This is a genomic window from Pseudolysinimonas kribbensis (genome assembly GCF_030161895.1).
Taxonomy (GTDB): domain Bacteria; phylum Actinomycetota; class Actinomycetes; order Actinomycetales; family Microbacteriaceae; genus Pseudolysinimonas; species Pseudolysinimonas kribbensis.
In genome coordinates this window covers 1,503,933-1,516,994 of sequence record NZ_BSVB01000001.1, presented here as the reverse complement: position 1 = coordinate 1,516,994, position 13,062 = coordinate 1,503,933, and the positions used below count along the sequence as shown (strand labels likewise).

At 69.7% G+C, this 13,062-nt stretch carries 14 protein-coding genes and 2 pseudogenes; 10 read left to right on the top strand and 6 right to left on the bottom strand.

What is annotated here, in order from left to right; all coding sequences use genetic code 11:
* Nucleotides 1-4 precede the first annotated feature (4 nt).
* Nucleotides 5-568, bottom strand: coding sequence for a TetR/AcrR family transcriptional regulator (locus tag QQK35_RS08470; RefSeq protein WP_284253790.1), 564 nt, complete (start codon nt 566-568; stop codon nt 5-7).
* 99 nt (nt 569-667) lie between these two features.
* Here QQK35_RS08470 and QQK35_RS08465 point away from each other — a divergent pair, with 99 nt between their 5' ends.
* The 3 genes from QQK35_RS08465 to QQK35_RS08455 are packed head-to-tail and all read left to right on the top strand — an operon-like array spanning nt 668 to nt 3,217.
* Nucleotides 668-1,495, top strand: coding sequence for an alpha/beta fold hydrolase (locus tag QQK35_RS08465; protein WP_284253789.1), 828 nt, complete (start codon nt 668-670; stop codon nt 1,493-1,495).
* A 21-nt stretch (nt 1,496-1,516) separates the two neighbouring features.
* Nucleotides 1,517-2,149: a mismatch-specific DNA-glycosylase gene (locus QQK35_RS08460; RefSeq protein WP_284253788.1), complete on the top strand. Its 633-nt coding sequence runs from the start codon at nt 1,517-1,519 to the stop codon at nt 2,147-2,149.
* A gap of 57 nt (nt 2,150-2,206) precedes the next feature.
* On the top strand, nt 2,207-3,217 hold the full coding sequence (locus tag QQK35_RS08455) for an aldo/keto reductase family protein (protein WP_284255651.1): 1,011 nt from the start codon (nt 2,207-2,209) through the stop codon (nt 3,215-3,217).
* Here QQK35_RS08455 and QQK35_RS08450 read toward each other — a convergent pair.
* From QQK35_RS08450 to QQK35_RS08435, 4 genes are all read right to left on the bottom strand, one after another.
* Complete coding sequence (locus tag QQK35_RS08450; protein ID WP_284253787.1) at nt 3,108-4,040, bottom strand: carbon-nitrogen hydrolase family protein; 933 nt, start codon at nt 4,038-4,040, stop codon at nt 3,108-3,110. The two genes, QQK35_RS08455 and QQK35_RS08450, sit on opposite strands and share 110 nt — an antisense overlap.
* On the bottom strand, nt 4,037-5,569 hold the full coding sequence (locus QQK35_RS08445) for an APC family permease (protein WP_284253786.1): 1,533 nt from the start codon (nt 5,567-5,569) through the stop codon (nt 4,037-4,039). The genes QQK35_RS08450 and QQK35_RS08445 overlap by 4 nt, the downstream gene beginning before the upstream one ends.
* A 104-nt stretch (nt 5,570-5,673) precedes the next feature.
* The gene (locus tag QQK35_RS08440; RefSeq protein ID WP_284253785.1) at nt 5,674-5,955 is read right to left on the bottom strand and encodes a hypothetical protein; all 282 of its coding nucleotides are present in this window, start codon (nt 5,953-5,955) and stop codon (nt 5,674-5,676) included.
* Entirely contained in the window at nt 5,948-6,700 is a 753-nt protein-coding gene (locus QQK35_RS08435) for an ROK family protein (RefSeq protein ID WP_284253784.1), read from the bottom strand. The genes QQK35_RS08440 and QQK35_RS08435 overlap by 8 nt, the downstream gene beginning before the upstream one ends.
* Nucleotides 6,701-7,017: 317 nt before the next feature.
* Here QQK35_RS08435 and QQK35_RS08430 point away from each other — a divergent pair, with 317 nt between their 5' ends.
* The 5 genes and pseudogenes from QQK35_RS08430 (at nt 7,018) to QQK35_RS08405 (ending at nt 11,190) form a co-directional block, all read left to right on the top strand.
* The gene (locus QQK35_RS08430) at nt 7,018-7,722 is read left to right on the top strand and encodes a Gfo/Idh/MocA family protein (RefSeq protein WP_284253783.1); all 705 of its coding nucleotides are present in this window, start codon (nt 7,018-7,020) and stop codon (nt 7,720-7,722) included.
* A complete protein-coding gene (locus QQK35_RS08425; protein ID WP_284253782.1) occupies nt 7,716-8,135 on the top strand; it encodes a Gfo/Idh/MocA family oxidoreductase in 420 nt (139 codons plus the stop codon). Before QQK35_RS08430 ends, QQK35_RS08425 begins: the two co-directional genes overlap by 7 nt.
* Nucleotides 8,132-9,097, top strand: a complete 966-nt coding sequence (locus QQK35_RS08420; RefSeq protein ID WP_284253781.1) for a sugar phosphate isomerase/epimerase family protein — start codon at nt 8,132-8,134, stop codon at nt 9,095-9,097. The genes QQK35_RS08425 and QQK35_RS08420 overlap by 4 nt, the downstream gene beginning before the upstream one ends.
* A 17-nt stretch (nt 9,098-9,114) precedes the next feature.
* Nucleotides 9,115-10,295, top strand: a pseudogene (locus QQK35_RS20380) (ABC transporter substrate-binding protein).
* 112 nt (nt 10,296-10,407) lie between these two features.
* Entirely contained in the window at nt 10,408-11,190 is a 783-nt protein-coding gene (locus tag QQK35_RS08405) for an ABC transporter permease (RefSeq protein ID WP_284253777.1), read from the top strand.
* 103 nt (nt 11,191-11,293) lie between these two features.
* Here QQK35_RS08405 and QQK35_RS08400 read toward each other — a convergent pair whose 3' ends face one another.
* Nucleotides 11,294-11,419 (bottom strand): hypothetical protein, encoded by a 126-nt coding sequence (locus tag QQK35_RS08400; RefSeq protein WP_284253776.1) that lies wholly within the window; start codon nt 11,417-11,419, stop codon nt 11,294-11,296.
* An 86-nt stretch (nt 11,420-11,505) separates the two neighbouring features.
* On the opposite strand from QQK35_RS08400, the gene QQK35_RS08395 reads away from it, so the two are divergent.
* Together QQK35_RS08395 and QQK35_RS08390 are read left to right on the top strand one after the other, a co-directional pair.
* Complete coding sequence (locus QQK35_RS08395; protein WP_284253775.1) at nt 11,506-11,991, top strand: ABC transporter permease; 486 nt, start codon at nt 11,506-11,508, stop codon at nt 11,989-11,991.
* 104 nt (nt 11,992-12,095) lie between these two features.
* A pseudogene (locus QQK35_RS08390) lies at nt 12,096-13,061 on the top strand (ABC transporter ATP-binding protein); the annotation flags it as partial.
* Nucleotide 13,062 lies beyond the last annotated feature (1 nt).

Here is a 13,062-nt window from a genome sequence, read left to right as displayed (position 1 = left end):
TGAGTCAGGCGGCGAGGGCGACGTCGATGAGCGTGACCGCGGCGGCGCGGGCGTGGCTCGCGGCATCCGGGCGACCGCTGATCGCGGCGGTGGTCTGCGCGCCCTCGGCCAGCAGCGCGAGCTGGTCGCCCAGCTGCTCGGGCGCGCCGAGCTCGCGCACCAGTCGGCCGACGTAACGCTGGAAGCGCTCCTTCTGCGCGCGCGCGATCTCGGCCACCGCGGGCGACCCGGCGCCCAGCTCGCCGAACGCGTTGATGAAGCCGCAGCCCCGGAAGTCGTCGGTGCGGAACCAGCCGTCGAGGAAGTCGTAGATCGCGAGCAGCCGCTCGCGCGGCGTGGCGGCGGAGGCAGCGGCGGCCGCGATGCCCGCGTCCCAGATCTCGGTGCGCCGCCGCAGCACCTCGGCGATGAGCTCGTCCTTCGACGCGAATTCGCCGTATAGGCGCTTGAGCGAGACGCCCGCCTCGGTGCGGATGGCGTCCATGCCCACCGCGTGGATGCCGCGCTCGTAGAAGAGCCGGGCCGCTGCATCCACGATGCGGTTGTGCTCGGTCGCGACCTCCGACATGCGCGGCACCTCCTGGACTTGCGCTGAGAACGATCGTTCTCTACAGTAGCTCACGACACCTGAGAACGCACGTTCTCCACCGCGATAGGAGCAGAAACCATGGGCTACATCACCGTCGGCCAAGAGAACTCGACGCCGATCGAGCTGTACTACGAGGACCACGGATCGGGTCAGCCGGTCGTGCTCATCCACGGTTACCCCCTCGACGGATCGTCATGGGAGCGCCAGTCCCGCGAGCTCCGTGCCGCCGGCCACCGGGTGATCACCTACGACCGCCGCGGGTTCGGTCGGTCCTCGAAGGTCGAGACCGGTTACGACTACGACACCTTCGCCGCCGACCTCGACGCGGTGCTGACGACGCTCGACCTGACCGACGTGACCCTCGTCGGCTTCTCGATGGGCACGGGCGAGCTCGGCCGCTACGCGAAGCTGTTCGGCACCGAGCGGGTCGCCAAGTTCGCGTTCCTCGCCTCGGTCGAGCCCGGCATGCTCGGACAGGGCGTGCCGCGCGAGACGTTCGACGGCATCGCCGCGACCGCGAAGGCCGATCGGTTCGCGTGGTTCACCGCCTTCTACGACAACTTCTACAACCTCGACGAGAACCTCGGTTCGCGCATCTCCCAGGAGGCCGTGACGGCGAGCTGGAACGTCGCCGTCGGCAGCGCCCCGGTCGCCGCCTACGCGGTCGTGCCGAGCTGGATCGAGGACTTCACGGCCGACGTCGCGGCGGTCCGCTCGAGCGGCAAGCCCGCGCTCATCGGGCACGGCACCGCCGACCGCATCCTGCCGATCGACCCCACGGGCCGCGCCTTCCACGCCGCCTTCCCCGAGGCCGAGTACCACGAGATCGAGGGCGCCCCGCACGGGATGCTGTGGACGCACGCCGACGAGGTCAACGCCGTGCTGCTCCCCTTCATCGCGAGGTAGTCGTCCGGATATCGTGCTCCCGTGCCCCTGACCCGTGCCCAGCTCGACGCGGTCCGGGGCACGGGGCTCGCCGAGACCGTGGCGCCCGGCACCCGACTGCTCTTCGTCGGCGTCAACCCCGGGCTCCGGTCGGCGGCCGTACAGGCGCCGTTCGCGCTGCGCAGCAACCGCTTCTGGCCGGCGCTCTTCCGCTCGGGCATCCTCGACCGCGACATCGTGACGACGAACGGCTGGCGCTCGGAGGACCGCGCCCACGTGCTCGCCCGCGGGATCGGCATCACGAGTCTCGTGGCCGGCGCGACGGCGCGGGCGGCGGAGCTGACCGCGGCCGAGCTGATCGCCGGCGCCGAGGCGTTCACGGCCCGGATGGCGCGACAGCCGCCGCGGAAGATCGCAATGCTCGGCGTCACCGCCTACCGGATCGCCTTCCGACGCCCCCGCGCCGTGCTCGGCGAGCAGCCCGACCGGATCGCCGACGTCCCCGTGTGGATCGTTCCGAATCCGAGCGGGCTCAACGCGCACGCGACGCTCGCCTCGATCACCGCGGCGTACCGCGAGGTCGCGATCGCAGCGGGCATCGATGTGCTCGAGCCGCAGGTCGGCGGAGTGAACCTGGACGCTGCCGGTGAGAACGCTGGCGCGGCAGGAGGATGATCGAGATGGGCGCCCCTCGTGCGGCCCCGCCTCATCCCCATCGCGAAAGGCATCACCATGCACTACCGCCACCTCGGCGCGTCCGGCGTAAAGGTCTCGGAGATCATCTACGGCAACTGGCTGACCCACGGCTCGCAGATCGAGAACGAGACAGCGACGGCCTGCGTGCATGCGGCGCTCGACGCCGGCATCAGCAGCTTCGACACGGCCGACGTCTACGCCAACACGGCTGCCGAGACGGTGCTGGGCGAGGCCCTCAAGGGCCAGCGACGGGAGTCGCTGGAGATCCTCACCAAGGTGTTCGGGCCGATCGGGCCCAAAGGCCACAACGACACGGGCCTCTCGCGCAAGCACATCCGCGAGGGCATCGACGGGTCGCTGCGCCGCCTGCAGACCGACTACGTCGACCTCTATCAGGCCCACCGCTACGACTACGCGACTCCGCTCGAGGAGACGATGCTCGCGTTCGCCGACGTCGTGCGCGCCGGCAAGGTGCTCTACGTCGGCGTGAGCGAGTGGACCGCGGCGCAGATCGCCGACGCGGCGAGGCTTGCGAAGGAGCTGCACGTGCCGCTGGTCTCGAACCAGCCGCAGTACTCGGCGCTGTGGCGGGTCATCGAGGCGGAGGTCGTGCCGGCGTCGAAGGAGGCCGGGATCTCGCAGATCGTCTGGTCGCCCATCGCGCAGGGCGTGCTCACCGGCAAGTACAAGCCGGGCGCCGGTGTGCCCGAGGGCAGCCGTGCCGCCGACGACAAGGGCGGCGCCAACATGATCAAGCGCTGGATGCGCGACGACGTGCTCGAGCGCGTGCAGCAGTTGCTGCCGATCGCCGCGGATGCCGGGCTCACGCCGGCGCAGCTCGCCGTCGCGTGGGTGCTGCAGAACGACAACGTGGCCGGCGCGATCATCGGCGCCTCGCGTCCGGAGCAGGTCACCGAGGCCGCCGCGGCGGCAGGAGTCACGCTCGAGCCCTCCGTGCTGGCGCAGATCGACGAGGTGCTGGGCGACGTGGTCGAGCGTGACCCCGCTCGCACGCACGAGTCGTCGCCGAAGCAGCGCGAGGCCTAGCCGGGATCGCGCGCAGCGGTCGTCTCACCGGCCGTGCGCCCAGAGGGCGCCGGCCTCCCGCTGCGCGCGATCGATCCTCCTGCAGGTCGACGCTCACCACCAGCGTCTCGGGCGCCGGGGGCCGCGCGTCGTCGCCGAGCCGCGGCAGTTCCGCGAGGATCGACCCGTCCGGCGCGATCACCCGGCTCGCGCCGAGCAGGTCGCCGCCGCGCTGGTTCGCCATGATCCACCACTGCCCGTTGGCGAGGGCGTTGGCCGGGTACAGCAGGTCCCACCACGACTCGGCGCCGACCTCGTACGCGCAGGGCGAGACGACGATCCGCGCGCCGCGGTCGTGCAGCGTGCGGGCGAAATCCGGATGGTCGCCGTCGAAGCAGGTGCTGAGGCCCACCGTGCCGAGGCCGTCGATCTCGAGCACCGTGGGGCCGTCACCGGCGGCGAACACCGTGTCCTCGCCGAGCGGGAAGTAGAGGTGCGTCTTGCGGTGCGTCGCCCGGAGGGCGCCGTCGGGGCCGTAGACGAGGGCGGTGTTGTAAAGACGGTTGCCGTCGAGCTCGGGCACGGTGCCCGCGAACAGCCAGACCTCGTGCGCGAGCGCGGCCGCCGCGAGCGCCCGGCCGCGCGGCCCATCGAGCGGCTCGGCGGCATCCCGGGCATCGCGCGCCAGGGTCGCCGGGTCGTAGCCGCACGGCCACAGCTCGGGCAGGACGATGAGGTCGCACCCACGCCGGGCGAGCTCGTCGACGAGCGTCAGGGCGTCGCGCAGGTTGCGGTCCGGTTCGCCGACCGCGGCGAGCCACTGCGCGATGCCGATCGTCGTCATTCGGCGCGGTTCTGCGCTGTCTGTGCGTGCGGAGTCGTCTCCGCCGCGGCGACCCGCCGCCGCACGCCGCCGGCCGCCGCGTAGCCGATGAGCCCGATGATCACGACGACCGCGATGGTGCCGACCGTGAAGAGCTCGTAGTTCAGCTGGGAGACGCCCCACTCGTCCTCGAACGAGTAGGTGAACCCGAGCAGGTGCTCGATCACGCCCGGGAAGACGGCGCCGATGCTGCCCACGAGCACGAAGAACAGCTGGATGCTGGCGAGCACGATGAACCCTGCCGTACCGCCCGGCACGCGATACGGCCGCGGCACGTCGGGCCGGGTCACCTTCAGCCGGATCAGCGCCGGCACGATGATGAGGTAGCTCAGCAGCAGCGTCGACACGGCGCAGGTCAGCACGACCTGGAAGATGTTGCCGGCCGTGCCCTTCACGAGCGTCATCGCGGCGACGAAGAAGATCGTCGAGATCACGCCGGAGAGGATGTTCATGCGCACCGGGGTGCCGAGGCGCTCGCTGAACTTGCCGAAGAATCCGTTGAAGAAGGTGCCGTCGGCCGAGGCGACCGCCTGGATGCGGTCGGTCGCGACCATCCATCCGGCGCCCTGCGCGAGCAGGCCGATCGTGAAGAAGATCGCGAGGATCGCCACCAGCGGCCCCGCCGCCGGCCCGAAGATGTCGAACGCCGACTTGATCGTCGGCAGCACGCCCGCGTTCTCGAGCTGCTTCGTCGGCGTCATGAGCACGATCGCGAGGATCGGCAGCACGTAGGCGAGCCCCGTGATGACGCCACCGCGCGCGATCGCGATCGGGGTGTCGCGCTGCGCGTCGAGCATCTCGCCGGATGCCGCGCTCGGCGCCTCGAAACCGGTGACCGCGAACAGGGCGATCGGCACGATCGCGAGGAACCCGGCGGCCGTCGGCATGAAGTCTCCGGCGTCGATGCGGGCGACGCCGTGCGAGATGACGTAGATGACCGCCGTCACGACGAGCACCAGGAGCACGATGAGCTTGAGCGCCGCACCGATGTTGAGCAGCACCTTGCCGCGGCGCAGGCTGACGACCGCGACGAAGATCGCGACCCAGATGAACAGGAACTTGAAGAGGTAGTCGCCCCAGCTGCCGTCCGCGATCGGGAAGACGAAGCCCGACCACGCCTCCTCGGTGATGAAGGCGAGCGAGCCGCCCAGCCAGATCGGGTTGGTGACCCAGTACAGGATGCTCGAGATGCCGGCCCAGCGTCCGCCGAACGCGCGCTTGACCCAGGTGTACGGCCCGCCCTCCTGCGGGAACGCCGCGGCCGACTCGGCGAAGATCATCGCGTTCGGGATCATGAAGACGACCGCGAGGATCGTCGTCCAGATCAGCCCCTGCGGGCCGCCCTGACCGAGCGCGGTGATCGCGTCGACGCTGATGACGACGGCGACGATGAAGAAGACGATGTCGGCCCGTCGCAGCGACTTGAAGAGCCGGATCGCGCTCACGGCGGGGACGGCCTCATCGGCCGTCGCGGTGTCCTGGGGAATCATCGTCGATCTCCTCGCTCGGGTGTCCGTTGCGAGCATCCTGGCGTGCGAGCACCCCATCTGGCCAGCAGGCAGAGCAGAAGCGCTGCATCGGCGCAACTGATGCGCTACCCCGTGGACGCATCCGCATACAGCTCGCCCGGCCCCAGGATGCCGTCGGGCCTGATGGCTCCGACCCGGGACGGGACGAACAGATCTTCGCTGAGGGACTCGACGCACATGCGCAGGCAACCGGTCAGCACGCTGCGCTCACCGAACTGCGACCCCCGCAGCTTCGACCAGATCGGGCGGTCGTTGCCCTCGAGGGCCGTCTCCAATGCAGGAAGCAGCAGATCCTGGATCGTGCCGAGGGTGCCCCCAGGATGATCTCCTCCGGCGCGATCAGCCACGCGATCGCCGTGATCGCGGGCACCAGAGCTTCGGCGACCTTCCGGATCTCCGCGAGCGCTTCGGTCTCGCCCGCGCGGGCCGCGTCGACGATCGCCTGGGCGGTCGCGTGGGCGGGGGCGTCCTCATCGTCGAGGCCGTCCAGCGCCGGGCTCGACAGGGCGTGCAGCCCCAGCTGGGGGCCCAGGTGATCTCGCCCGCGCCGCCGTCGCGGCCCCGGTAGAGCTCGTTCTGCACGACGAGCCCGATGCCGATGCGCGCCTCGTCGGCGAAGACATAGACGAAATCCCGCACTTCGCCGTCGCGCGACCACTTCTCACCGAGCGCGGCCAACTTGGCGTCGTTCTCGACGCGGACGGGGCAGTCGAAGAGCTGGCCGACGGCGTCGGAGAGTGAGAAGCCGGTCCAGTCAGGCATGGTCATGGGCAGATCGATGGTGCCGTCGTCTTGCACGATGCCGGGTGTCGAGACGGTGACCGCGACGACGCTCGAGCGCTCAACGCCCGCCGCGCCCAGGAGGCCGGCGACGCACCGGTCGAGCAACGCGAGGCGCTCATGCCGCGAGGTGGCGATGGGCAGGGTCATTCGGCGCTCGCCCAGCACCTCGGCGGCGAGATCGGCGACCGTCGCCTGGATCTGTCCCGCCTCGAGCTGCAGTGCGACGAGGTGGGCGGCGCCGTAGCGGAAGCCGAAGCTGCGGGCCGGCCGGCCGACCGTGCGCACCGGCGTCGAGTTGATCTCGGTCACCCAGCCGCTGGCGATGAGGTCATCCAGGATGAGCTCGAGCGTGCGGCGGAGAGCCCCGATTCGCGCTGGAGGGCCGCCATCTTCATCGGGCCTGTCCGGAACAAGATCGCCAGCGTCTGCGCGGCGTTCTGCTGTCGCATCGCGACGTGATCCATCGTCATCCTCCAGACCCGATCATCGTAGGCGACCCGATAACGATTCTGCTATCGCCGCGCAAAATGTTTTGCTATCACCGCGCATAATTGCTAGCGTTCCCGATCAACGCCCGGAGCTGCTTCGCTCACGGGTCGAGACGGCTTCGAAGGAGAAGAGGGAACGTGGCATCGGGCAGCGGTTCGGTCGGCGTGGGAATCGTCGGCTGCGGGAACATCTCCGGCGCGTACTTCCGGGGACTCGACCGCTTCGACGGCCTACACATCGTGGGTTGTACCGATCTGGATCGTGGGCTCGCGACCGCCGCCGGCAAGCGCTACAGCGTGCCCGTCTTCGATTCGTCCGAGGCGCTCGCCGCGGACCCCGACGTGCAGATCCTCATCAACCTCACGCCGCCCCTCGCTCACGAGACGGTGACAAGGGCGCTCATCGCCTCGGACAAGAGCGTCTTCACCGAGAAGCCGCTGACCGCGTCGTTCGCGAGCGCCGCGACGCTCGTCGATGAGGCGCGCGAGCGGGGCGTGCTCTTCGGCTCCGCGCCCGATACGTTCCTCGGGGCAGCGGGCCAGACGGCGCGCGCCGCCGTGGACGACGGTCTCATCGGCGACGTGATCGGCGCCACGGCGTTCGTGACCCACAGCCGGGCCGAGCTCTGGCATCCGGACCCGACGTTCCTCTTCATCCGCGGCGGCGGCCCCGCGCTCGACATGGGCCCGTACTACGTGTCGGCTCTCGTGAACCTGCTCGGCCCGGTCGCCTCCTCTACGCCGCGGTGCGGATCGGCAGCACGGTGCGGCCGGTCAGCACACCGGGCCGCCGGATCGAGTCGGTCGACGTCGCCATCCCGACCCATAGCGGCGCCGTGCTGACCTTCGCCTCCGGTGCGATCGCGACCGTGCAGATGAGCTTCGACGTGTGGGAGCACCGACTGCCCTTCATCGAGCTGTACGGATCGAAGGGCACCCTGAGCGTGCCGGACCCGAACGATTACGACGGGGCGGTGAGCGTCCGCCTGAACGGCGAGAGCGAGTGGCGCGAACTGCCGCCCGTCATCCGGGGATTCACTGCGAGCGTCGACACCGACCAGCTCCCGCTGCGCGGGCCGGGCGTCGCCGACCTCGCTCACGCCCTCGCGGGCGAGCCGCTGCGCGTCGGCGCCGACTTCGCGCTGCATGTGATCGAGGTGCTCGACCACATCGCGAACGGGACGCGCGACGGGGCCGTCGCCCTGACCACGACCACCGATCGCCCCGCGCCGGCGAAGGAGACCTGGACTGCATGACCGTGACCGACACCGCCACCACGACCCGCGCCTTCGGCGTCGACCTCATCACGTTCTTCGACCCCGGCTTCTGGGGCCTCGGCGAGCGCGGCGACCTGCAGGAATTCGCGCGCCGCGAGCCGCGGCGCGTGTGGGACACGATGCTCGGCGCCCTGCTGGAGGCGGGGGTCTCGGAGCTCGAGATGACGTTCCCGCCCGCGGACCGACTGACGGCGCTCGCCGCCTATGGCTCGGCCGAGGCCTTCGTCGCCGAACTGCAGCGTCGCGAGCTGCACGTGGTCAGCGGCTATTTCGGCGACATCGAGCACGCCGCCGATGTGACCGATCCGGCCACGCGTGCCGCGATCCTCGAGGCCGCGGAGGCCGAGTCGGCGTTCCTCGCGTCGATCGGGGCGTCGTTCCTCGTCGCAGGACTGCCGATGCGACGCAACAACGAGCGCGGCGACGGGCTCGCCCCCGTCGACCTGGCGACAGCGGCGCCCATCGCCGACATCGCGAACGAGGTCGGCGCGGTCGCGCAGCGGCACGGCATCACCCTCGCCCTGCACCCGGAGAGCCACTCGGTGTTCTGGACCCCTCGCGACGTTGACCTGTTCCTGCTGCTGACCGACCCGTTCCTCGTCGCGTTCTGCCCCGACACCGGCCACATCGTGCTCGGCGGCGGCGACCCGGTGCAGCTCGTCTCGCGGCATCGCGAGCGTGTGGTCATGGCGCACTGGAAGGACGCGACCGGACCCTTCCGTGAGCACGTGCTCGTCGACGACCAGGTCTTCGGGCGGCACAAGCCGTACTTCCGGCCGGCAGGGGAGGGCGTGGTCGACTGGCGCGCCTTCGCCGCGACGCTCGCCGGCATCGGGTACGAGGGCGGCATCCTCCTCGAGCTCGACACCGCCTCCGACCCCGTCGCGCAGCTCGTCGCCGCGCGCGAGTATCTCGAGCACGCCACGCAGGGCCTGCTCTGACAGACCACCCACCAGGAGTGGATCCCACCCCACATCGCACCACGTACGGACAAAGGAGAACCGAAGTGACATTCTCGCGGAGCTTCACCGGGCAACGACGCCGTTCCCTCGCACGTCGCCTCGCGGTGGCGACCGCGACGGTCGCCACCGCCGCGCTCGCACTCACCGGCTGCTCGCTCTCGCCCAGCGGCGGCGGCAGCGACGACAGCAAGACCCTCACGGTCGCCATCTGGAAGGGCTACGGAGCAGACCTGCCGTTCGTCGCCAAGGACTTCAAGAAGGAGACCGGTGCCACCCTCAAGTTCCAGTACATCGACTCCGAGGCGAACCAGCTCCAACTGGTGAAGAAGGCGAACGGCGGCATCGACGTCGCGCTGCCGAACATCCAGTACATCGGGCCCGGGATCGCCGAGGGCGACTTCCACGCGCTCGACACGTCGAAGCTGACCAACTACAAGGACATCTTCCCGGCATTCTCCGGTCGCAAGGAGATCCGGCAGGGTGGCAAGCTCTACGGCATCCCGTGGACCTACGGCAGCACCGGCTTGTTCTACGACAAGACGAAGGTGACCTCCGGCCAGGACTCGCTCGACGTCTTGTGGGACCCCGAGTACAAGGGGAGATCGCGCTGATCGACGACCCGACCGTTCTGATCCCGATCACGGCGATGTACCTCGGTGAGGACCCGCAGAAGCCCGACATGACCAAGGTCGCGCCGGCCCTGCAGGCCCTGAAGGACAACTCGAAGGTGCTGTACTCCAGCACCGACGATCTCGCCAAGGCCATCTCGTCCGGCTCCGTCGTCGCGGGCGTCGGCAACTCGGATGCCATCGGCGGGCTCATCACCGGCGGCGTGACGGGTGCGCAGAACTTCACGTACGTGATCGCCAAGCAGGGCGCCGTGGGCTGGATCGACAACTGGGCCATCGCGGCCAAGACGAAGAAGCTCGACTTGGCATACAAGTGGCTCAACTACATGACCAGCAGCGCCTTCCTGAAGACGTGGGCCGAGAACCCGGCAGACGCCTCGCCTGCGCCCGCCAACAAGGCCGTCGTCGATTCGCTCAATCCGGAGACCGTCGAACGGCTGCAGGCCAACCCCGACAAGGTCAGCAGCTACTCCTTGCAACTTCCCGAGCCGGCCGACGTGCTGCAGTCGTGGATCGACGCCTGGACGAAGGTCAAGGCCGGCTCCTGATGTCCGACACCATCGCCCTCCAGACCCGTCGCCCTTCGGCGCGGCGGGTCCGGGGGCTCTGGGCACCGGAGCGCTGCTCACCCCGGGCGGGATCCTGCTGATCCTGTTCGCCGTGCTCCCGCTCGGGGCGCTGCTCGTCGTCGGCTTCACGACCGATGCCGGTGCCTTCACGCTCGACAACTTCGCAGAGATGCTCGGCACGCCGACCTATCTGATGCTGCTCGGCCGCACCCTGCTCATCGCGTTCGCCGTGACGGTGATCGCGATCGCACTCGGCTGGCCGGCCGCCTGGGCCCTCGCCCGGTACACGCGCCCCACGACGAAGCCGCTCATCCTCGGGTTCGTCATCATCCCCTACATCACGTCGCAGCTGCTGCTGATCTACGGCTTCGTCACCCTCATCCAGGCCGGCGGACCGATCATGTCGCTGCTGTCGGCGATCGGCTTGACCAGCCCGCAGAGCTCGATCATGTACACCCCGCTCGCGGCGATCCTCGTGATGGTGCAGGAGAGCCTGCCGACCGCGATCCTCGTCATGTACTCGGCGTCCGAGCAGATCGATCGCTCGGTGCTCGAGGCCTCGCGCACCCTCGGGGCCGGGAAGGGCTTCGTCTTCACCCGAGTCATCTGGCCGTTGTCGTCGGCGATGATCGGCGTCAACTTCGCGATCACCTTCGTGCAGACCGTCGGTGCGTTCGCCGAACCCGCGATCCTCGGCGGCCCGAGCGGTCAGATGCTCGGCAACGTCATCTCCTCCCAGCTCTCGACCGGCGTGCACCAGCAGTTCTCCGTCGCGATCTCGCTGGTGCTGCTGGTCGCAAGCCTCGCCATCGTCGGCATCGTGACGGGACTGCTCGGCTGGTCGCGTCGCGCGATCTCGGGGGTGGCCAGGTGAAGCCCGTGCTGCCCCGGCTGCTGAAGGTCTGGCTCGTGATCATGCTCGTCGTGCTGGCGCTGCCGCTGCTCAGCATGATCGCGCTCGGCCTCAACCACTCGCGTTACGGCACGTTCCCGTTCCAGTTCTCGCTCGAGTGGTACGCGGCGCTCGGCAACGACCAGGCGCTCGTCGATGCGCTCGCCACGAGCCTCAACCTCGCGACCCAGGCGACGATCTTCGCGGTCATCGTCGGCACGCTCCTCTCGATCGGGATGGTGCGATCCGGTCGGTTCGTGAACCTGCCGGTCAACGGTCTGCTGCTCTCTCCTCACGGTGCCCGCGCTGATCCTGGCCGCCGGGTTCGTGATCGTCTTCGGCTGGTTCGGCCTCGGCTCCGGATCCGTCGGGCTCATCGTCGCGTCGGTCGTGACCTCGATGCCGTTCGTCGTGCTCATCGTGAGCGGCCGGCTGCGCGAGCTGCAGGGGTCCTATGCCGAGGCGGCGCGATCGCTCGGCGCGGGGCCGCTGCGGGTGTTCTTCACGATCACCGTGCCGCTCATCGCGCCGTCGATCGTGGCGGGGGCGATGCTCGCGTTCGTCATCACCTTCAACAACTTCGCGATCCAGCTCTTCCTCGCGCCGATCGGCATCTCGACCCTGCCCGTGCAGATCTACTCGATGGTGCGGCTCGGCGTCACGCCCGACGTCGACGCGCTCGCGACGATCATCATCCTCGCGACGATCGTGCTGGTCGTCGTCATCAACTGGATCACCGGCAACGCCGCCAAGATCTTCACCGCCACGAACAGGGGTCGCTGATGTCCGAACTCACCGTCACCCAGGTCGCGAAGACCTTCAACGGAGCGGCCGCCCTGCTGCCGCTCGACCTGAGCGTCGCCGACGGCACGTTCTGCATCATGCTGGGGTCGTCGGGGTCCGGGAAGTCGACGCTGCTGCGCATCATCGCCGGGCTCGAGGAGCCCGACACGGGCAGCATCCGGATCGGCGCCCGCGACGTCTCGAAGCTGCCGGTCGAGAAGCGCAACATCGGGTTCGTCTTTCAGAACTACGCCCTGTTCCCGCACCTCAGCGTGCTGTCGAACGTCATGTACGGGCTGCGCGCCCGGCGCGCGCCGCGCGCCGGCGCGAAACGCAAGGCCGAGGAGATGCTGGGCCTCGTCGGTCTGGCCGGCTTCGAGACCCGATCGCCCGCGCAACTCTCCGGCGGCCAGCAGCAGCGCGTCGCGCTCGCCCGCGCGCTCGTCACAAGCCCCGAGCTGCTGCTGCTCGACGAGCCGCTGAGCGCCCTGGACCGCAAGATCCGGGGCGAGATGCAGCGCGAACTCAAGCGGATCCACCGCGAGACGGGCCTCACGACGGTCATGGTCACCCATGACCAGGAGGAGGCCATGGACCTCGGCGATCAGGTCATGATGCTCGACCGCGGCGCCGTGCAGCAGGACGACAGCCCCGAGGCCATGTACCGGGAGCCGGGCAACCGGTTCGTCGCGCAGTTCCTCGGCGGGCAGCTGCTCGGCAGGGGCGTCGTCCGCGCATCCGGCGGTGCCCCGCGCGTCGAGGTCGGATCGCTCTCGGTGCGCGCGGCGCAGGACGACCTCGCCGACGGCGCGGCTGTCGACGTGCTCGTCATGGCCGAGAGCGTGCGGATCGTGGGCGATGGGTCGGCCGACGCCTTCCCCGGTACGCTCGCGTCGCTGAGCTTCTTCGGCCCGTTCGCCCGCGCCGAGATCACGGCGGGCGAGCTCACCGTGCCGGTGACGATGCTCTCGCAGGAGGCCGAGGCCCTGCGGGTCGGCGACGGCGTGCGCTTCACGATCGCGCCCGAGGGACTGCACGCCTTCGCGTCTGACCTCGAGCGGATCGAGTAGC

Coding starts and splice junctions, on each gene's coding strand:
- QQK35_RS08400 (WP_284253776.1), bottom strand. CDS start 11,419: ATGACCGCGAAGATCGTCGCCTGGGTCGCGAGGTTGAGGCTCGTGGCG.
- QQK35_RS08455 (WP_284255651.1), top strand. CDS start 2,207: ATGCACTACCGCCACCTCGGCGCGTCCGGCGTAAAGGTCTCGGAGATC.
- QQK35_RS08445 (WP_284253786.1), bottom strand. CDS start 5,569: ATGATTCCCCAGGACACCGCGACGGCCGATGAGGCCGTCCCCGCCGTG.
- QQK35_RS08465 (WP_284253789.1), top strand. CDS start 668: ATGGGCTACATCACCGTCGGCCAAGAGAACTCGACGCCGATCGAGCTG.
- QQK35_RS08420 (WP_284253781.1), top strand. CDS start 8,132: ATGACCGTGACCGACACCGCCACCACGACCCGCGCCTTCGGCGTCGAC.
- QQK35_RS08450 (WP_284253787.1), bottom strand. CDS start 4,040: ATGACGACGATCGGCATCGCGCAGTGGCTCGCCGCGGTCGGCGAACCG.
- QQK35_RS08470 (WP_284253790.1), bottom strand. CDS start 568: ATGTCGGAGGTCGCGACCGAGCACAACCGCATCGTGGATGCAGCGGCC.